The organism is Paenibacillus sp. Y660 (genome assembly GCF_057221575.1).
The window spans coordinates 1-18,972 of the sequence record NZ_JBXBBJ010000047.1 but is presented as its reverse complement, the minus strand read 5'-3'; the positions used below and the strand labels follow the sequence as shown (position 1 = coordinate 18,972).

Genomic DNA, 18,972 nt, shown 5'->3' with positions numbered 1-18,972 from the left:
TGGTGTATGCTAAAATCTAGCAATACCTGCCGATTCATCATTTCCACTTACATTTTTGGAAGTAGTCCCCTATGACATCGTGTATTAAGGCTCATTACTATGGACTTTCGAAATTCAGGTTCATTTCGGTATCTTGTTAATTTCTTCATGTTCATTGTACAATTTATTTAACTAATTATTGGCTGTTGTGTTAGATAAAAGGTGCATGTCCACGTCATACAAATGGACGGTAAGGTGGCGGCGTTTGAGCATTATAAAAGACTTCTTGCTGCAGTTATCATTAGTCGTTGTGCCTGTTGGCATTTATCAAGCTTATTTGTTAAGCCATATTCGAATCAGAAAAAATATTAATCTTTTTCTAGCTATGCTTTGGGGGAGCTCCATTTTACTATGTATGTCATTTCCAATAAGCTACGGAAACGGCTTGCATCATGACTTCAGAATCGTTCCCTTGCTAATCGGTACATTGTATTGTGGTAGAAGGATTGGTGTATTTTTATCCGTATTGATCATTCTATATCGTTTATATTTAGGCGCAGATGCAGGCTTTTACAGCACACTGCTAAGCATCATCTTTGGATATTCTGTTATCCTTTATTTTCAGAAGACATTTGTAAGTGTTTCAAAAGACAAGCGAATTAAAATGGCAGTCATGCTTTCGTCGTATTATTGCTTCGTGGGTGCTGCATTCGTCGCGATACTGAGGGGCGTTACAACAGAGAGTCTAACCATACAGTTTTTTCACTTCGGATGTGCCGCTGGTTTAGCGTGGTTGATGACCGTTTTAAATGAGAACATGGCAGAGATCCATACGATGCGTAAAGAACTTCAAAATGCGGAAAGGCTGCGGTTGATTGGAAACTTAACCGGTGTATTTGCCCATGAAATCCGTAATCCCATGCAGGTAGCCCGCGGCTTTCTTCAACTGCTCGATACACCCGATCTGCCTGATAAGAAGAAACAGTATATTAAGCTGTCTATTGAAGAATTGGATCATGCAAACAATATTATTCACAATTTTTTGAACTTGGGGAAGCCGGTCTCGGAAGGTAATGAGAACGTGGACGTTGGCGATCAGCTAAGACGAGCTGTGACTCTGATGCAGAACTATGCGCTGAGCAGAAATGTCACGATTCAAACCAACATTGAGAATGACTGTTTTGTTTACGGAAATGCGCAAAAAATGAGCCAGTTCCTGATCAATATTATGAAAAACGCAATTGAATCGATGCCTGTTAGAGGGACGATTTGGGCTACTTGTATATCCGTGGATGGTTCACAGGTCGAAATACGCGTGAAAGATGATGGAATAGGGATGTCGGAGGAGGAAGTAGAACGACTCGGTTCTCCCTATTATTCCTTGAAGGAAAATGGCACTGGATTAGGTATGATGGTTTGCTTCCAGATTATTAAATCCTTTAAGGGAAAATTAAAGGTGTTCAGTGAACGAAATGTTGGAACAGAGGTCGTGGCGAGGCTTCCGAAGGCTTAATGGTGCCACGGCTGCTCTGTATTACGCATTTTGTTTGCCGGGAAGAGGCTGTCGGCATGGTCGGCAGCTTTTTTTGCCAACCGTAATTGCTCAACAATAGAATTTTACAAATACACTAAATTCTGAGGAAGTGATTATATGAGTTATGATCTCCATATTACTAAGGCAGAGCATTGGATATATAGTGAAAAAAATCCTATAACAGATGAAGACCTAGAGAAGGTTTCTGATCTCTTAGACACATTCAAGGGAGTACCTTTTCAATATCAAGATGGTAGGCTTATGTTAAGTCGTGCTGACGGAAGGGTAATTGGACTTATGATTGAAATTGCAAATAGAATAGATGCTCGGGTTCAAGGAGATGATGGAGAATACTACAACAATGACGAAAATAAATATCCGCCACCTCCTGAATACCTAAAGCAAGATTTAAATGAACCTGAATTAGATATTCTTGATGAGAAAAAACGATTTGTTGAATCTCTTGGAATCAATAAAGAAATTCAACATACGCACCAATATGCTTCTAAATGATCTTATTTCATTTCACGCCAACAATCCACGCCGAGTCTCTGACATCTTTGCTTGGCGGAGGTATATGATATGGATATAAATTGAAAGAGAGGATGAAATCACTGATGAGTTATGATACCTATTTTCAAGATTTAAGGGAGCAGCAGTTGGACGAGCTGAAGCAATGGTTGTCCATCCCGAGCATATCTGCCCTTTCCGCGCATAAAGCGGATATGAACAAAGCAGCCGATTGGCTTGCGGACGCACTCAGCCGCGCGGGCCTCGAGAACGTGGAAGTGCATCAAACCGACGGCCATCCGATCGTGTATGCCGATCATCTTCATGCTCCCGGAAAGCCTACCGTACTTGTTTACGGCCATTACGACGTGCAGCCAGTCGATCCGCTGCATTTGTGGACGACGCCTCCCTTCGAGCCGGACATTCGGGACGGCAAGTTGTACGCGCGTGGCGCGACGGACGATAAAGGCCAGGTGTTTCTGCACATCAAAGCGATAGAAGCCATATTGAAGCAGGAAGAGCGGCTTCCGGTCAATATTAAGCTGTGCATCGAAGGCGAAGAAGAGGTTTCCAGCCGGAGCCTTCCCCCTTTCTTGACGACGAATCGGGACAAGCTGGCCACTGACGTCGTCCTGATTTCGGACACATCGCTGCTTGAGCCGGGCAAGCCCGCCATCAGCACGGGACTTCGGGGATTGTGTTCGCTTGAGGTCACCGTGAACACCGCGAATACCGATTTGCACTCCGGAACATACGGCGGGGGCGTTCCGAACGCGCTTCATGCCCTCGTCTCATTGCTTGCAACTTTGCACGATGATCGGGGCCGCGTAAGCGTCGACGGATTCTATGAAGGCGTGCCGGAGCTTTCGCCGCTCATGAGAGAAGAGTTCGCCAAGCAGATGCTGGATGAAGATCAATTGAAGGCAGGTCTTGGTCTTGACGCGTTGTACGGCGAGGAAGGCTTCTCCTTTGTGGAACGCGTCGGAGCGAGGCCGACGCTTGAACTGAACGGCGTTTACGGCGGATTTCAGGGTGAAGGCACGAAGACGGTCATTCCGAAGGAGGCGCATGCCAAGATCACCTGCCGCCTAGTTGGAGACCAGGACCCGCAGGACATTCTGGACAAGATCAAACGGCATTTGCAGAAGCATGTTCAGCCCGGCACGAAGCTGCAAGTCAAAGACGGCGAGAAGGGCAGCGCTTTCAACATCGATCCTTCCGACCGGATGCTGCAGTTGGCTGCGGATGCTTACGAAGACGTCTACGGCACGCGAGCGCTGTTCACGAAAGATGGAGGATCGATTCCGATCGTCGCAACCTTCTCCCGCGAACTGGCGGCTCCTGTCGTTATGATGGGCTTTGGTCTTCCGGACGAGAATCTGCATGCGCCGAACGAACATTTTCATCTGTGCAATTTCGACAAGGGTCTTCTGACGATCGTATCGTTTCTGAAGCGGTTATAGGTATGAAAAATCGCGAAGAGGCCGGCTTCGCGATTTTTTTTTTGACCATCAGGCTGGCTAACGAAGAGACCAGGAATAGATTAATGGAGTATTATGGTTTAACCGAGACTCCACGGAGAAGCCAAACACATTTTGACGTAATCGTGGAGCAAGCTGGCCGGAAAGGCGAATAAGACCTGCTCAGCGACATAGCTAAAGGGATAAAGGAGGCAACTATGTTAACCGCGCAGCAATTACGAGATATTGAACAACTGCAAAAGGATTGCGAAAGTTACGATCAATTACAATTGAAAACTGGGAAATGCTGAAAAAACGAGATTCTACTCAGCTAGACTTTCTATATTACGAAAATGGCGAGCTAGTTGCGTTTTTAGGTTTATATCTTATTGAACGCGCCTGGATTCGTGGCCGATGAGCTTAAGGCGCAAATTTCTTCCGGCGACTACCCCCCGGAGGCTCAACTGCCGACGGAAGCGGAGCTGAGCTCCCGGTATGGCGTGAGCCGGATTACGACTCGACGAGCGTTAGAGGAGCTGGAGCGGGACGGGTATATATACCGAATTAAGGGCAGCGGCAGCTTCGTTAAGTCGAGAAGCAGAGCGCAGGCTGAGAAACGGGAGAGCGCGGCGGGGAAGAAGGTATCGCTCATTCTTCCATCGGAGGATGACCGCGGGACAATGGGCTATATTCGCGGCACTTCGGACTGGTTGAACGCCAACGGCTATTATTTGAGCCTTCACCAGAGCGACTATGATTCACAGAAGGAGCGGGATTTGCTCGAGATGCTGACCCGCGACGGCATTTCGGGCATTATTCTATATCCGAGAAATGATCAAACGAATTACGATATTCTTCACCGGTTATGCTTGGAGAATTACCGATCGTGGCGATTGACAAATATTACGACAGTCTGCCGCTCGGGGCAGTCGTGTCGGACAATCTTGATGGCTCCTATCGGGCAGTATCCCGTCTCATCGAGCTGGGGCACCGGAAAATCGCCTTTTTGACCGCCGTCAGCATCGAATCGACCTCATCGGTACGCGATCGTTACTTCGGGTACTGCAAAGCGCTTAAGGATCACGGGCTCCCGATCGACAGCCGGTATATCCGGCTGAACATGAAGGGATACAGGGAAGAGATCGGCGTAGAGCGGTTTTATAAGGAGCTGCTGGATTCGTATCAGAACGAGGGGGTTACTGCTGTTCAGACAGAGAACGATCTGATCGCCGCCAATCTGCTGAACCTTTGTCTGGACCGCGGCATTCGCATTCCGGAGGACTTCTCAATTATCGGCTTCGACAACAATCCCGTTACGGAGCATGTTATCATTCCGCTTACGACGGTCGAGCAGCAATTCTACGAGATCGGACGCAGAGCAGCCGAGATCGTTGTGCTTTGGCTGGAGCGGGGAAGGCAGACGCCCGGACGGGTGCTTGTACCCGTTAAGCTGGTGGAGCGAGGGACGACGGGACCGGCTCCCAAATAAGGATGCTAAGAAAAATCGGCATCACGGCCATTCCTGGCTGCGAGAGGGTGTAATTAACCCGTCGCGGTCAGGTTTTTTTGAGGTGCAGTTTTTCACGCTCTACCGTTGCTTGGCGGCAACAATCTGTTGATTTTGAACGAGGCAGGTTATGTCCAAATGTGTAATGTTTTCTAATTTTCAAACTTTTTGTTTACCTCACAAAAGTTATTTGATAATATAATTCCAACATTCAAATGCGATGAAGAGATGAGTAAATAAAAGAATTCTTTCACAGAGAGCTCCGTTAGCTGAAAAGGAGTAAGAATTCCTTATTGAAAAAAGACTCTGAGCAGCACATCGGAGCCCAAGATAAAGGGGGATGGTGTGACAGGAGCTCCTGTTATAGAGCTAGAGTATAAGCATTACCTGGTAATGCCGTACTTGAAGAGGCTAATATGGCGACATATTGGCGAATTTGGGGTGGTACCACGAGTATACAAATCTCGTCCCTGAGACTGATTTTAGTCTTGGGGGTGGGATTTTTTTTATTGGGACAAAAGGATTGCAGCTTATTTTTAACATCATGCACACCAAATCAGACGGTATGAATAATTATTTAGGAAGATCATCCGACATTGAAAGGAATGGAATATCATATGACGGCAAAATTAAAAGTTGGTATTGTAGGCGGAACAGGCATGGTGGGCCAGCGGTTTGTAGAGCTGCTCGACCAGCATCCTTGGTTTGAGGTAGCGGCTATTGCGGCAAGCGCAAATTCGGCAGGTAAAACGTATGAAGAATCTGTGCAAGGCAGATGGAAGCTGTCTAGCTCGGTTCCGGAAAAAGTGAAAAGCATCGTCGTTCAGGATGCTTCGAAAGTAGAGGCGTTTGCCGCTCAGGTCGATTTTATTTTTTGTGCAGTGGATATGAAAAAAGGTGAAATTCAAGCCTTGGAAGAGGCTTATGCTAAGACGGGCACGCCTGTTGTTTCCAACAATTCGGCTCACCGCTGGACGCCTGATATCCCAATGGTCATCCCGGAAATCAACCCAGGGCATATGGATGTGATCGCTGCGCAAAGAAAGCGGCTTGGAACCTCTACCGGATTTATTGCGGTTAAGCCTAACTGCTCTATTCAAAGCTATGTGCCGGCACTTCATGCCTTGCTTGACTACAAACCAACAAATGTGGTGGCATCGACGTATCAAGCGATATCTGGCGCAGGCAAAAACTTTACCGACTGGCCGGAAATGCTCGATAATGTTATCCCTTATATTGGCGGCGAGGAAGAGAAAAGCGAGCAGGAGCCGCTGCGCATTTGGGGCAGCATTGAAAATAATGAAATCATTAAAGCAAGTGCGCCGTTGATTACAACGCAGTGCATTCGCGTTCCGGTATTGGATGGACATTTGGCTACCGTATTTGTATCGTTCGAGAAAAATCCTTCGAAAGAAGAAATTCTCGATCGCTGGCTGCAATTCAAAGGCCGGCCGCAGGAGCTTAACCTGCCAAGCGCTCCAAAGCAGTTTATTACTTATTTTGAAGAAGAGAACAGACCGCAGACTAGGCTCGATCGTGACATTGAGCACGGCATGGGCGTTTCGGCGGGTAGATTGCGTGCGGATTCACTATTCGATTATAAATTTGTAGGACTATCGCATAATACATTGCGTGGAGCGGCGGGCGGTGCCGTTCTGATTGCCGAACTGCTTAAAGCGGAAGGGTACATTCAGGCAAAGTAGAAGCCTCCTCAATCATCCGATAAGCTAAACTGAGCAGCACAAAATGAAAAAAGAGGTGAGAGATTCATATGCAAACATTTGTTATGCTCGGTAGTATATTGATGGTGCTCGCGGTCGCTATTGGTGCGTTCGGTGCACATATGCTAAAGAGTAAATTAGCGCCGGATAAGCTGAAGGTATATGAGGTAGGCGTGCAGTACCACATCGCACATGCATTAGGTTTGATTCTGATCGGACTGCTCGCAGGCCAATATCCGGATGCTCAGATTATCGTTACGGGAGGTTGGTTTTTGGCAGCGGGAATTATATTGTTCTCGGGAAGCCTTTACGTGCTAAGTGTTGCAAAAGCCAGGTTTCTTGGTCCGATTACACCGCTGGGAGGACTTTCCTTTATGATTGGCTGGGTGCTGGTCGCTGCGGGTGTTCTTTAGGATTTATAATTTTTAATACTGGCTGGAGGTTCGACATGTCTTATCTCCAGCATGGAAATCCCCAACCTCATGAGGTTGGGGATTTTTGACTAGACTACCCAAGAGTGAAAAAATATGATATATAAATATACAGTCATATGTATAAATATACATATTTTTTTATCATGGGAGGCCGTTATGAACGAATTGATTAAAGAAAGCTTGGCATCATTAGACACCCAGCTATCCATTATTGAAACAGCTATCAATCGCTTGTCTGAGGAGGATATTTGGAACAAGTCCAAAGAAGAAATGAATAGTATCGGGAATTTATGCTTGCATCTTGCTGGCAGCGAATATGCCTGACCGGTATTGTATATATCACAAAGCTTTTGCAAAGCAGCGGGGAACATGTATTAAAATGGCGGCATTAGGCCCATCCAAAATAGGAATAACGAACATTAAATTCTAGCCATGCTCCTAGCTGCTCTGGTATTCGCCAAGCGCTTTCTCGAATGCCATCGCGTAGTAGTATGGTTTGGGTAGAGATGGGGGAACCTAAAAGCTGGAAAAGAGGGTATCGGAGGGATCGCACTTATGGATTTTTTCAAAAGCCAAGAGTCTTTGACGACAATGGGGTGGATTTTGCGCAGTATAGTCGGGTTTTTATTTCTTCTATTTGCTGCCAAAATGATGGGCCAGCGCTCCATATCGCAGCTTAGGTTTCTTGATTTCATTATCGCTCTGACGCTTGGCAATATTATTGCTCATCCGCTCTCCGACGAGCATCTTGGGCTAAAAGGCTCGATGATTACGACTGTTTCACTTGTTGTCTTGTACATAGCTGCGATTTGGTTTAGCCTAAAGATCCCGCTGCTCAAACAATTTTTTGACCCGCCAGCGATTACGCTTATTCAGGATGGAAAGCTTGACTACCAGAACCTCTCGAAAGCGAAGCTGCCTATTGAGTTTTTGTACGTAGAGCTGCGAAAATCGAATGTAGAGGATATCTCGAAGGTTGCCTTTGCAGCGTGGGAGCCAGGCGGCACGTTATCCGTCTTCGTAAATACGGCTTATCAGCCCATAACTCCGGCGGACCTGAAGCTGCCCACGCAGCCCTTCAACCTGACCAAACCGATCATTACCGATGGACACATGGAGCATGCGCTGCTGCGCGAGATCGGCAAGGACCAGGCATGGCTGGAGACGGAAATACAACCTCTCGCACTAAAAAACATTATCTTAGCAACAGTAGACAGCAAGCTAACGGTGCAGGTGCATCTGGTTCGTTAGGCAAGGCAAGCCTTGCAGAAGAACCGGATTTTTTTAACCATAAAAAGGATTTTATCGAAATTTGTAGAAATATTGTTTGAACAAATGCGAATAAAGAGAGAATCCACCACCCGTAGAAGGAAGTGTTGTATGAATTTATTTTGGTTGTCTGAGCAATTGATTCGAAGGTTGAGGTATGTATATAAATTTATCGTTATCGGTTTGTTGATTTTTATTCCAATGGTAGTGATGTCATATATGTATCAAGGACAATCCAGCGATCTGATTTCATTTAATGCGAAAGAGAGAATAGGCGTAGAATATATTGCTCCATTGCAAATGGTCATCACGAATATGCAGCATGGCCGAGGGCTGTATCATATCTATTCATCCAACAATGACGTTTCTGTAAAAGAACAGATCGACAAAAACAATGCTGAAATTGAACAAGCCTTTCAACAGGCTTTTGCAGTAGTGGACAAGCTGGGAAAAGACTTAAAGGTTGAAGGCGCTATGCGTGAAATATACGGGGATTGGCAAAAGATCAGCGCAACCGATGGTTTGGACAGCTATACCAGCTTAATAGACCGAGGCATCAAGCTCATTGCGAAGGTTGGGGACTCCTCGAATTTAATTCTTGATCCCGATCTGGACAGCTACTATTTGATGGACGGAATCATTAATAAAATCCCTTTTGCAACGGAAAAGCTGGCGCAAATCCGTGATTCAGGGGCTGAATACTTGATGGTTAAGTCCATGACGCAGGAGCAGCGTGATCAGCTATTGTCTTTGATTTCGCTGCTGAGTTATTCCACGAATGATATTAGCAACGGGATCAAATCGGTCATCGAGCAAAATCCTTCTTTAAGTACGGAGCTTGAAGCATCTAGAATAAAGCTCGAGGAGGAAAGAGACAAATTCACTGAGCTCGTTAATAAAGAGCTGCTGAGTGCAGCAGCACTGGAGCTTCCGGCGAGTGATTATTTTCAAATAGCCACAGCGTTTATTCAAAATAATGCAGAGCTATATCATTTGGAGTTAACGTTATTGGATGGATTAATCAAGAATAGAGTAGATGCCTATGAAAATAAAGCAATGCTATTTAATATTGCCGTTATTATTGGATTTATCATTTTATTATACATATTTATAGGCTTTTATATTTCCGTCAAGAAGTCGATTACGTACATCAATACGTCTCTCATTCAAGTTAGCCAAGGCGACTTAACCAATCGACTTGTTCCCTATACGAACGATGAAGTTGGGGACATCATTAAGCCTATCAATACGGTTATTCATGAGTTTAGAAATATGATCAGCGCAAGTAAAGCTGCGAGCAGTAAGGTTTCTCTATCCTCATCCGAATTAACGAAGGCGATCACGCAATCGGTAGCAGAGATGGATAATATCAATAATAAGATGGTCGAGCTAAGCAGCGGAACGCAAACACAATTCGTCAATTCGGAAGAAAGCTCGACAGCCATGAATGAAATTGCGATTAATATACAGCGCATAGTTGAATCTGCCCAAGACGTTCTTAATGAATCGGCTCATTCGCATCAACAAGCTATTCAGGGCCAGCTTGCGATTGAAGATGCTTTTAACCAGATGAACAAAATTAATCATTCCGTTATAAGCTCTAGTGAATTAGTAGAATTCCTAACAAGCCAATCCGAACAGGTGCAAGGCATGGTTGCCATAATAGCAAAAATCTCAGCTCAAACGAACATCCTCGCGCTTAACGCTTCCATCGAGGCTGCGCGTGCCGGGGAACACGGGAGAGGCTTTGCAGTAGTCGCTTCAGAAATTCAAAAGCTGGCCAGTCAATCGAAGCTGTCTACAGATGATATATCTGAAAAATTAGTGGCGATTACGAATAAAATTAATAGGTTAGGCGAATCGATGAATGACGAGAAGATAGAGGTGGATAAAGGAATCGAAACGATTAATGGCGCAAACGACATATTCTCTAAAATTTTAGCGTCATCTCAGAAATTAGTAGATCGTGTGCAGCAGGTAACGAATTTAACGGAGCAAATCTCAGCAAGCTCAGAGCAGGTCACCGCATCCGTCCATGAAGTAGCTGATATTGCCAAGCAATCAGCAGAGAATACCAATTACGCATCTGAATCGGTAACTACCCAGGCACGGATGATGAAAACGTTATTAGAGTCTGCGGATGAGTTACTCCATATGACGAATATCTCCAGAGAGCAGCTTAGTCATTTTAGGATGTAATGCGCTCATGCTTTCGATTTGCCCATGAACCTGATGAACGGGAGGGGCTGTCCCAAAAGTGTTCGCACAGTATGGGGACCTCCCGATTCTGCTCGTTAACTTGTTCCTAACTATATGCAATTTTTTATCCAGTTAGCTGAGAACCATGGAGCTCCTGTCATTCGCTCCTTAACCTTACTTTCCACAGGCTTTTTCGCTTATTCCAGCGCTCATTGTTATCGCCGGGCCCGATTGCCACCATATGGCTATTATGATTGGTTATAATGAGAAGGGCTTGCTTGGAGCCCTTATTGCTATGCTGGGAACAGTTCTGCCGTCCATCATTATTATTATTGGTGTAGGCAGTCTTATCTATAAAATTCATAAAAATGATAGGGTGAAAGCCTCCTTCAATGGCTTGCGGTCGATCATTGCCGGGTTGATCATATATACGGCCATTATGTTTGCGATTAATAACGGGATGCTGTCTTTGATGTCCTGGTTTACCTTCAGCCAGATTGTTATTTTTGCGGGATCGCTTTCTGCTTTTCTTTTTTTTCGCAAGCATCCCGTTTCCGTTATTATTGTATTAGGATTAGTAGGCATTGCTTTGTATGGATAGTGCAAGTCATCGTAACGGGAGGAATATAGCGGAAAGGGAGCAAGTGCCGCTAGACGGCGGCGAGTTCTATATGGGATCTAATTCGTACGTGTTTCATTTGCTGGCATCCGAGGCAACCAAGGAGCGTGTTAGGGATGTCCCTCAGCAGGTTCCTTGGTGGCTAGTGGTGGAGGGTGCTTACTGGGCGAAGCCGGAAGGTCCGGATTCCTGCGTAACGGATCGAATGGACCATCCCGTTGTCCATATTTCCTGGCGGGATGCCGAGGCATTCTGTCAATGGTCGGGTACGAGGCTGCCTACAGAAGCGGAATGGGAGTTTGCAGCGAGGGGCGGCCTATCGCAAAAAACGTATCCTTGGGGAGATCTGCTGAAAGTAGACGGCAAGCATATGTGCAACATTTGGCAGGGCAAATTTCCGGTCAAAAACAATGCAAGCGACGGTTTCATTGGAACCGCGCCGGTTCACGCCTTCGAGGCGAATGGCTATGGCCTTTATAATATGTCAGGAAACGTATGGGAGTGGTGCGCGGATTGGTTCAGCCCCGGCTATCATAGACTTACATCGTCCAGTGATCCGAAATTCGAGCAGCCCTCTGGTAAACGTTCCATGAGAGGCGGGTCCTATTTATGCCACCGTTCCTATTGCAACCGTTATCGGGTAGCGGCTAGGAGCTCAAATACACCGGACAGCTCAACGGGAAACGGCGGGTTTCGTGTAGCCGCGAGTATTGGTGAAGTAAGATAGGCGATTCACCTTAAAAAATTCCATGCTTCCTCGACCTTATGAGTTACTGGGTACGATATTAAACAATAAATGCGATTTCGCTAGTAAACGAGTCATTGCGAGCGAATTCTACCTTTGTTAGAGGGGCAAAGACGACTTTAAAACCTAGTGTTCTACATAAATATACGTTCTGCATTTTTTGCGCTTTGTACGCCCTTGCTGCTGCGAAATGGTCCGCATAGAAATAAAATATACGCCTGTTGACTTCCCTCAATCAACAGCGTATTATATTTTTTACAACAATGTATACGCTTACATTCCCATATATACCGGACGTTTAATTATCGGAAGGAGAGGCGCGGATTTAATTATCAGAAAATTCTCTCTATTAAAATCAAGGACGAAATCTTTAATTGTGGGGAGTGAGCCGATTGCAGAAAAAAGAATGTGTAGCCATGCTGCTTGCAGGCGGTGAGGGTAAGAGACTAAGCCATTTGACGTCTAAGTTGGCAAAGCCTGCTGTACCCTTCGGCGGTAAGTACCGGATTATCGATTTCCCTTTAAGCAATTGCAGCAATTCAGGTATTCATACCGTTGGGGTGCTGACTCAGTATCAGCCAATGGTACTGAATGCTTACATTGGGATAGGCAGTTCATGGGATTTGGATCGGAAAAACGGCGGTGTCACCGTCCTTCCCCCTTTTATGGAACAAAGAGGCGGCAGCTGGTATAAAGGAACGGCTCATGCTATATACCAAAATATCCACTATCTTGAGCAATATGATCCCGAATATGTGCTCGTTATTTCCGGCGATCATGTTTACAAAATGGATTACGCCCTTATGCTGCAACAGCACAAGGAAACGCAAGCCGATGCTACCATCGCAGTAATTGAGGTGCCACTGCAGGAAGCCAGTCGATTCGGCATTATGGATGTGGACAAAGAAGACCGGATTATTGAATTCGAGGAGAAGCCGAAGCTGCCGAAAAATAACCTTGCTTCTATGGGCGTGTATATTTTTACCTGGGATGTGCTCAAGAGGAAATTAATTGCTGATGCCGAGGATCCAACCTCAAGCAATGACTTCGGCAAAGACATTATTCCATCAATGCTGGATAGCAGTAATGCGCTATTTGTCTACCGTTTTAACGGGTACTGGAAAGATGTTGGAACTGTTGAAAGTTTGTGGGAAGCCCATATGGACCTGCTCAAGGAAAATCCTCCATTTACGCTTCATGACCCGAAGTGGCGAATCTATGCAAAAAATCCCAACAAGCCCCCGCATCATATCGCTTCAACTGGCAAAGTTACGGGCTCTCTAGTGAATGAAGGATGTATGGTATTTGGGGAGGTTGACCATTCTGTCCTATTTTACGGTGTACATATCGGTGAAGGAAGCCTGATAAAGGACTCGGTCATTATGCCAGATGCTCAAATCGGGGAGAACGTCACGATCCATAAGGCGATCATCGGCTCGGGTACCGTCATTCAGGATGGCGCATCTATCGGAAGCCCGGAGGATTCGGCGGAAATCACCTTAATTGGCGACAATATGGTCATCTCTTCTCAATTGATATAGGAGTGAATGCGATGAATAATGTGTTAGGAGTCATCAATCTCAGCATCAACCAGCCGCTCTTGCATGAGCTGACATATTCACGGGCTACTGCCACGGTACCTTTCGGCGGCAGATACCGACTGATAGACTTTGTTTTATCCAATATGGTGAATTCGGGGATTAACAATGTGGCGGTACTCGCCCATAACAATTACCGTTCCATCATCGACCATTTGGGCTCAGGGAAGGAATGGGACTTGGATCGAAAATACCGAGGCTTGTTCATATTGCCTCCCAACAATACCAATGTCCCGGGCTTTAACGGCGATTTGCAAAATTTTTACGGTTCCCTCGAATATTTTAACCGCAGCACGGAAGAATATGTTGTCGTTTCAAGCAGTCATATGATCTGCAATATCAACTATACCGAGGCGGTGGAAAACCACAAAAGGACAAACGCGGATATTACTGTGATCTACAAGGAAATGGACGATGGCAGCGAGGACTTCTCGAACCTCATTACGCTTGATTTAACGGGCGATGGACGGGTCGTACGCATGATGGAGAACCGCCAAACGAAAAGAAGCAACAAAGCATACATGCGCATGATCATAATTAAGAAAGAGCTGCTCATGGATCTGGTCAAAAAAAGCGTGAATCAAAACTACTATGATCTGGTGCGGCATGTCATTATTCGAAATTTAAATGAACTAAAAGTGTATGGTTATGAGTACAAGGGGTATTTGGCCGTCATCAATTCCGTTCAAAATTATTATAAGTACAGCAAGGAGCTGTTAAATCCTGAAGTATGGAAATCGCTCTTCTACCAGCCTGGGGTGATCTACACGAAGATCAAGGACGAACCGCCCGCCAGATATGCAAATAGCGCCGTCGTAACGAATTCACAGGTAGCTAACGGCTGCATTATTGAAGGGACGGTGGAAAACAGCATTTTGTTCCGGGGCGTTCGAATTGGTAAAGGGGCAGTTGTCAGAAACAGCATTCTGATGCAAAAATGCGTAATCGAAGAGGACTCTTGCCTGGATCACGTTATCCTCGACAAAGAGGTATACGTCACACGCGGAAATAAGCTGTCAGGAGAGGAAACGTCGCCTACGGTTTTTTCCAAGAAGAGTAGAATTTAAATACGGATAGTTAAGGAACAAGAGAGTGCCCCGTGAGGTGCTCTCTTTCTTTATGCTTTCATTCGGCCCAAATTTGCAAATTAAACTTTTATGAATTTATTTCTGCCGAAAGTCAATTTAGCTGGAATTTTGTATAATCAAATTGTGAGGATGAAGGGAGGGCGTTCAATGAAAGGGTGAGCCCATTCTCTTGGTGCAGAGCGATTATACAACGAGACAACTGATGAAGTAATTGAGGTAGTTATTCAAGATATACATCTGGACCTTTCAGAAGCAAAGTGACGTATTATATCTGCCGTAAGAGGAAAATAGTATGACTGGTTGAAGGAGAATAGAGCATAATGGCACATTCCTACCAAATACCGCCCTTGCTAGATGAGATTATGGCATGGGAGAAGGAGATCAAGCAGCAAGTTCCATATTTAGAGACGCCGACAGGCTATTATCTGCAATTCGATCCGAATGAAAACGGTGGGTATCAAAGTTCTCCAGCTGACGCGATCATGTTCGCGGGTACGGGCATGGGCGGTATTCATTTTTCCTTCTTGACGGATTTCGGTTCGGTGACGGATTTAAGCGTGGCACCTATCATTTGCGTCGACCCTATGGATTTTGGGAATTGCGCAAGAGTAGTTGCCAGCAATATAAGCGATTTTTTCGCGCTTCATTTTTCAGATCATGAAGGACTGCTGCTAAACAATTTTGAATCTGAGGAAGATTACTTGGACTATTTGAGAGAACGGGAGAGGGAAGAGGAACCAAGTGAATATTTCGACAGGCAGAAGTGGGATCAGCAGAAAAACGAGGTCAGGGACTTGGCAATGAGACGATTCGGCTTTCAGCCTATCCCTGATGGTTATGCCTATATTCATGAAGTGCGGCAAGCGCGATGGAACGAACTGCTCCTGTCCACTTCCGATGGCCTAGGGGTCGTATCTCGAGGCACTGTAGTCGAAGGTCTGAAGAAACAAGCTTCTCACCCGTGGCATATGAAGGAAATCCCTTACCGGGAAGTTGAACAACTGAATGCTTATATTGCGTTTGCGGAGCAAGCAGGGTTATTCGGCTTTATCCGTGACTGCCAGGCCCAAGGAGTGAGTGATTACGAAGTTATCCAGGCGGTCTGCGAGCGGCTTGTTTCGTTCGGTTTTCCTTTGGAAGCCGAACGGCTGGCGAATTGTATGGATATAAGCTCGTTGGGCTGATCGAGAATGAAGAAAAAACAGTGACTCAGTGGTCACTGTTTTTTTGTGGATTTTGGAGGCTAGAACCAAGGAAACCATCATATAACAACAATGATATAATTATAAACGGTAATTATATATTGTAAAACGATAAATCATGTGTTAAAGTCAATTTAACAATAAATGAGTGAGGTGCTTTTTATGGAACGAGGAACAACACTTTTTTTAAAGATAGCTGTTATTCTTATTGGAATCCCAGTTCTTGCTTTGTGCATATTTTTGGTGCCGGAGATAGGGAATTTTGCAGCAAAACTGTATCCAGATCATGCTTATCTGAAATATCTCGTGTTTATTGATTTCTATGCAGCGGCGATACCTTTTTACTTTGCTTTGTATCAAGCTTTTAAACTTTTAAGCTATATTGACAAGAACGAAGCTTTCTCGGAATTATCAGTACGAGCTTTAAAGATTATAAAATACTGTGCAATCACAATTAGCAGCTTGTTTGTGGTGGGCATGCCGCTCTTTTATCTCGTGGCGGAGAAAGACGATGCCCCAGGAGTCATCGTAATCGGACTGATCCTGATTTTTGCCTCCATGGTGATTGCCGTTTTTGCTGCTGTTCTCCAAAGGCTTTTAAAAGTGGCTATTGATATAAAATCAGAAAATGACTTAATAGTCTGAGGTGATAACATGGCGATAATAATCAATATTGATGTGATGTTGGCTAAAAGGAAAATGAGCGTAACAGAACTTTCGGAGAGGGTTGGAATAACGATGGCTAACCTTTCTATATTGAAAAACGGCAAGGCAAAAGCGATTCGATTATCAACTTTAGAAGCGATTTGTAAGGCTTTAGAATGTCAGCCTGGAGATATATTAGAATACAGAAGTGACGAAGATATCCAAGGATAATAAAGCAGGGATAAATAGCATTGTGAAGAAAAGGAATTGGATATTAGTTTTGTACCATATCACCAGAACGAGGCTGCCGGCATGGAACGGCAGCCTCGTTGAGCTAACTGGTAGTAGTGTTGAACGGCCTGGTGTCACATTTCCTTCTTATCAGTAGCATCTAATTAGTTTATTATCTAATTAGATACTTATCAAAGGATGTGACCTGTATGATCATTAAAACACTTCCAGACTTTTGGAAATCCTCCAATCTTGAATTCAACAAAATGTTAGAGAATGAAATTGCTGAAGTGCAGCATTTATATTCAGGTAGTCGATATATGAACCAATGGGATGGTAATGAATATGACCCAAAGCATATTGAACACTGTTATTATTCTGGGGATTTACCACCTGAAGGGGACAAGGAGAAATATCGTATTTTTACAATAAGGCACAGCGAAAATAAAGAAATCATAGGGATTTTAAGCGTATACCACGGATATCCAACACTTGATTCTATTTATATTGTTTTTATGTTTATTAGTACAAAATTACAAGGACAAGGGTTTGGAAAAGAGACAGAAGCTCAATTGTGCAAAGAGATTAATAATCTAGGATTTAAGTATGTAAGAGCAAATGTTGCTGTTAAAAACTGGCAAGCGATTAGGTTCTGGACAATGGCAGGCTTCAATGGAATAAGCGGTATATATGGTGACAAAGTGCATTCAGAAAGTACATTTGCTAATATTGAATTAATCAAGACGATATAAAACGAAGTAATTATGTGGAAAAATCATAACGTTAACGGGAAACGATAGTTGAATAACACACATAGAGGAGCAGTCGCTGAGGTGGCCTGCTCATTTTATTTTTGCTTTGAAAATAAGGGTATGGAAAATAAGTGGTAAAATGATGTCTAGTATGAGGGGAAGAATTGATGGACAAAATATTAGTTTTGTTGTATGTACTAGTACTTACTTCTTGTTCAAGTATGCATCTACAAAATGTAGAAGAAGTCGATATATCTAGTGTAATAGACATACCTGATGATGACATAGTAATAATTTTGAATGCGGCCAAGGATAAGTTGCTTCCTGGATTTGCAGGTGTGTATAAGAACAGTGCTGACCAACTTATAATTGGATTGGTCGAGGGTAGTGAAGAAACTCGTCAAATGATATTGAATATGACAATGAAAGATGACAAAATTCAATTCTTTTCAGCGCAGTTCACGAAAGATGTACTAGAACTCCAGATGGAGCGTCTTAACGAAGAACTACCTAATTTACAAAAGAAAGGGTTAGTGTTTAATGATTTTGGTATTTCCACTAAGGATAACAGACTGGTAGTTAATGTACCGCGAGATGATTTAAAAAATTTCGAAATAATTACCGAGGTAATTGAAAAGAAATACATCCTTTTTAGGGTTACTGAAGAATGGAGGGAATTTTAAGCAAGACTTTTTTAATGAGCCGTTTCCAACTCCCATATTACAGAGGCGCTCTTTTTCATGCAATGTCCAAAATATTCGTTTTGCAGGAATTCTAACGGGACACGATAGATCAATTGTACTAACTATTTCTTATTCTACGCTGTTTCAATAGAACCAAACTCTAGTAACTCGATAAGCATAAATGTTAAACCAAGACCATCAGAACAAAAAAAGTGAAAAAATATTTTATATAGAGGCAAAAGAGTCATCATTAAAAAAAATTATCCTTAATGGTGAGGACATTAACTCTTCATCAATCCCTTCAATACAATAAGAAATGAAAAAAGGAGACGAAACAAACTAAACCAGCAAATGAGATTGTAATGTTAGAAGAAAGCTCAGAGCAGGGGTGTCAGTTTGAATGAAAAGAATCTTAACTCTTGTATTAATAACATGTTTAATAGTTAGTTTTAGTGTACTAAGCCCTAATAAGGTGTTCGCATGTAGTTGTGGTCATTCAAGCATTGAACAAAAATTTGAGGGATCTAGCGTCATATTCACAGGTAAGTTGGTTAGTAAAGATAAAGAAGGCGGGAATATTTTTAATGTGGAGAAGGCCTGGAAAGGCAATCTTTCGGATGGTTATGTATTTAGTGGTTTTAATGGTATGTGTGGGACTGAATTTGAAGTAGGATGTTTCCGCTAATCTAATATGACCGTCAGTTGACGGTTAAGATTGTCCAGACATTGACCGATATAATGACCATGTAAGTTAATCTAGGAAAGGAAAAGACGCCTCCATAAGTCGTGTTACTGC

The 18,972-nt window shown here is 44.0% G+C and carries 20 protein-coding genes, 1 pseudogene and 1 other annotated feature; all 21 genes and pseudogenes read left to right on the top strand.

What is annotated here, in order from left to right; genetic code table 11:
- Window positions 1-244: 244 nt before the first annotated feature.
- The 21 genes and pseudogenes from AC2TDN_RS25625 (at window position 245) to AC2TDN_RS25525 (ending at window position 18,861) form a co-directional block, all read left to right on the top strand.
- Window positions 245-1,492: an ATP-binding protein gene (locus AC2TDN_RS25625; RefSeq protein WP_484690621.1), complete on the top strand. Its 1,248-nt coding sequence runs from the start codon at window positions 245-247 to the stop codon at window positions 1,490-1,492.
- Between the two features lie 138 nt (window positions 1,493-1,630).
- Entirely contained in the window at window positions 1,631-2,026 is a 396-nt protein-coding gene (locus AC2TDN_RS25620; protein ID WP_484690620.1) for a hypothetical protein, read from the top strand.
- 104 nt (window positions 2,027-2,130) lie between these two features.
- Window positions 2,131-3,486 (top strand): dipeptidase, encoded by a 1,356-nt coding sequence (locus AC2TDN_RS25615; protein ID WP_484690619.1) that lies wholly within the window; start codon window positions 2,131-2,133, stop codon window positions 3,484-3,486.
- Window positions 3,487-3,488: 2 nt separating this feature from the next.
- Window positions 3,489-3,659: a hypothetical protein gene (locus AC2TDN_RS25610; RefSeq protein ID WP_484690618.1), complete on the top strand. Its 171-nt coding sequence runs from the start codon at window positions 3,489-3,491 to the stop codon at window positions 3,657-3,659.
- Window positions 3,660-3,872: 213 nt separating this feature from the next.
- Complete coding sequence (locus AC2TDN_RS25605) at window positions 3,873-4,493, top strand: GntR family transcriptional regulator (RefSeq protein ID WP_484690617.1); 621 nt, start codon at window positions 3,873-3,875, stop codon at window positions 4,491-4,493.
- Window positions 4,415-4,972 (top strand): LacI family DNA-binding transcriptional regulator, encoded by a 558-nt coding sequence (locus tag AC2TDN_RS25600; protein WP_484690624.1) that lies wholly within the window; start codon window positions 4,415-4,417, stop codon window positions 4,970-4,972. The genes AC2TDN_RS25605 and AC2TDN_RS25600 overlap by 79 nt, the downstream gene beginning before the upstream one ends.
- Window positions 4,973-5,201: 229 nt before the next feature.
- Window positions 5,202-5,465 (top strand) — a binding site (T-box leader).
- Window positions 5,466-5,607: 142 nt separating this feature from the next.
- Window positions 5,608-6,693, top strand: a complete 1,086-nt coding sequence (gene asd, locus AC2TDN_RS25595; RefSeq protein WP_484690623.1) for an aspartate-semialdehyde dehydrogenase — start codon at window positions 5,608-5,610, stop codon at window positions 6,691-6,693.
- Window positions 6,694-6,761: 68 nt separating this feature from the next.
- The gene (locus AC2TDN_RS25590; RefSeq protein WP_484690616.1) at window positions 6,762-7,124 is read left to right on the top strand and encodes a DUF423 domain-containing protein; all 363 of its coding nucleotides are present in this window, start codon (window positions 6,762-6,764) and stop codon (window positions 7,122-7,124) included.
- A 177-nt stretch (window positions 7,125-7,301) separates the two neighbouring features.
- Entirely contained in the window at window positions 7,302-7,469 is a 168-nt protein-coding gene (locus AC2TDN_RS25585; protein WP_484690615.1) for a hypothetical protein, read from the top strand.
- A 231-nt stretch (window positions 7,470-7,700) separates the two neighbouring features.
- Window positions 7,701-8,396: a DUF421 domain-containing protein gene (locus AC2TDN_RS25580; protein ID WP_484690614.1), complete on the top strand. Its 696-nt coding sequence runs from the start codon at window positions 7,701-7,703 to the stop codon at window positions 8,394-8,396.
- A gap of 129 nt (window positions 8,397-8,525) precedes the next feature.
- Complete coding sequence (locus AC2TDN_RS25575) at window positions 8,526-10,613, top strand: methyl-accepting chemotaxis protein (protein ID WP_484690613.1); 2,088 nt, start codon at window positions 8,526-8,528, stop codon at window positions 10,611-10,613.
- A 199-nt stretch (window positions 10,614-10,812) separates the two neighbouring features.
- Window positions 10,813-11,214, top strand: coding sequence for a chromate transporter (locus AC2TDN_RS25570; RefSeq protein ID WP_484690622.1), 402 nt, complete (start codon window positions 10,813-10,815; stop codon window positions 11,212-11,214).
- A gap of 82 nt (window positions 11,215-11,296) precedes the next feature.
- A pseudogene (locus AC2TDN_RS25565) lies at window positions 11,297-11,959 on the top strand (formylglycine-generating enzyme family protein); the annotation flags it as partial.
- Between the two features lie 410 nt (window positions 11,960-12,369).
- Entirely contained in the window at window positions 12,370-13,518 is a 1,149-nt protein-coding gene (locus AC2TDN_RS25560; RefSeq protein WP_482067945.1) for a glucose-1-phosphate adenylyltransferase, read from the top strand.
- An 11-nt stretch (window positions 13,519-13,529) separates the two neighbouring features.
- On the top strand, window positions 13,530-14,642 hold the full coding sequence (glgD, locus tag AC2TDN_RS25555; protein ID WP_484690612.1) for a glucose-1-phosphate adenylyltransferase subunit GlgD: 1,113 nt from the start codon (window positions 13,530-13,532) through the stop codon (window positions 14,640-14,642).
- Window positions 14,643-14,983: 341 nt separating this feature from the next.
- Complete coding sequence (locus AC2TDN_RS25550; RefSeq protein ID WP_484690611.1) at window positions 14,984-15,847, top strand: hypothetical protein; 864 nt, start codon at window positions 14,984-14,986, stop codon at window positions 15,845-15,847.
- Between the two features lie 180 nt (window positions 15,848-16,027).
- Entirely contained in the window at window positions 16,028-16,510 is a 483-nt protein-coding gene (locus AC2TDN_RS25545; RefSeq protein ID WP_484690610.1) for a DUF2975 domain-containing protein, read from the top strand.
- 9 nt (window positions 16,511-16,519) lie between these two features.
- On the top strand, window positions 16,520-16,741 hold the full coding sequence (locus AC2TDN_RS25540) for a helix-turn-helix domain-containing protein (RefSeq protein ID WP_482067942.1): 222 nt from the start codon (window positions 16,520-16,522) through the stop codon (window positions 16,739-16,741).
- A gap of 209 nt (window positions 16,742-16,950) precedes the next feature.
- Complete coding sequence (locus AC2TDN_RS25535; RefSeq protein ID WP_482067941.1) at window positions 16,951-17,493, top strand: GNAT family N-acetyltransferase; 543 nt, start codon at window positions 16,951-16,953, stop codon at window positions 17,491-17,493.
- 167 nt (window positions 17,494-17,660) lie between these two features.
- Window positions 17,661-18,176: a hypothetical protein gene (locus AC2TDN_RS25530; RefSeq protein WP_482067940.1), complete on the top strand. Its 516-nt coding sequence runs from the start codon at window positions 17,661-17,663 to the stop codon at window positions 18,174-18,176.
- A 400-nt stretch (window positions 18,177-18,576) separates the two neighbouring features.
- Window positions 18,577-18,861: a hypothetical protein gene (locus tag AC2TDN_RS25525; RefSeq protein ID WP_484690609.1), complete on the top strand. Its 285-nt coding sequence runs from the start codon at window positions 18,577-18,579 to the stop codon at window positions 18,859-18,861.
- Window positions 18,862-18,972 lie beyond the last annotated feature (111 nt).

What these genes read in the sequence shown, in the direction of transcription:
- AC2TDN_RS25540 (WP_482067942.1), top strand. Translation starts at nt 16,520, where the DNA reads ATGGCGATAATAATCAATATTGATGTGATGTTGGCTAAAAGGAAAATG.
- AC2TDN_RS25610 (WP_484690618.1), top strand. Translation starts at nt 3,489, where the DNA reads ATGAAAAATCGCGAAGAGGCCGGCTTCGCGATTTTTTTTTTGACCATC.
- AC2TDN_RS25615 (WP_484690619.1), top strand. Translation starts at nt 2,131, where the DNA reads ATGAGTTATGATACCTATTTTCAAGATTTAAGGGAGCAGCAGTTGGAC.
- AC2TDN_RS25620 (WP_484690620.1), top strand. Translation starts at nt 1,631, where the DNA reads ATGAGTTATGATCTCCATATTACTAAGGCAGAGCATTGGATATATAGT.
- glgD (WP_484690612.1), top strand. Translation starts at nt 13,530, where the DNA reads ATGAATAATGTGTTAGGAGTCATCAATCTCAGCATCAACCAGCCGCTC.
- AC2TDN_RS25535 (WP_482067941.1), top strand. Translation starts at nt 16,951, where the DNA reads ATGATCATTAAAACACTTCCAGACTTTTGGAAATCCTCCAATCTTGAA.
- AC2TDN_RS25545 (WP_484690610.1), top strand. Translation starts at nt 16,028, where the DNA reads ATGGAACGAGGAACAACACTTTTTTTAAAGATAGCTGTTATTCTTATT.
- AC2TDN_RS25530 (WP_482067940.1), top strand. Translation starts at nt 17,661, where the DNA reads ATGGACAAAATATTAGTTTTGTTGTATGTACTAGTACTTACTTCTTGT.
- AC2TDN_RS25525 (WP_484690609.1), top strand. Translation starts at nt 18,577, where the DNA reads ATGAAAAGAATCTTAACTCTTGTATTAATAACATGTTTAATAGTTAGT.
- AC2TDN_RS25550 (WP_484690611.1), top strand. Translation starts at nt 14,984, where the DNA reads ATGGCACATTCCTACCAAATACCGCCCTTGCTAGATGAGATTATGGCA.
- AC2TDN_RS25575 (WP_484690613.1), top strand. Translation starts at nt 8,526, where the DNA reads ATGAATTTATTTTGGTTGTCTGAGCAATTGATTCGAAGGTTGAGGTAT.
- AC2TDN_RS25585 (WP_484690615.1), top strand. Translation starts at nt 7,302, where the DNA reads ATGAACGAATTGATTAAAGAAAGCTTGGCATCATTAGACACCCAGCTA.
- AC2TDN_RS25590 (WP_484690616.1), top strand. Translation starts at nt 6,762, where the DNA reads ATGCAAACATTTGTTATGCTCGGTAGTATATTGATGGTGCTCGCGGTC.
- asd (WP_484690623.1), top strand. Translation starts at nt 5,608, where the DNA reads ATGACGGCAAAATTAAAAGTTGGTATTGTAGGCGGAACAGGCATGGTG.
- AC2TDN_RS25580 (WP_484690614.1), top strand. Translation starts at nt 7,701, where the DNA reads ATGGATTTTTTCAAAAGCCAAGAGTCTTTGACGACAATGGGGTGGATT.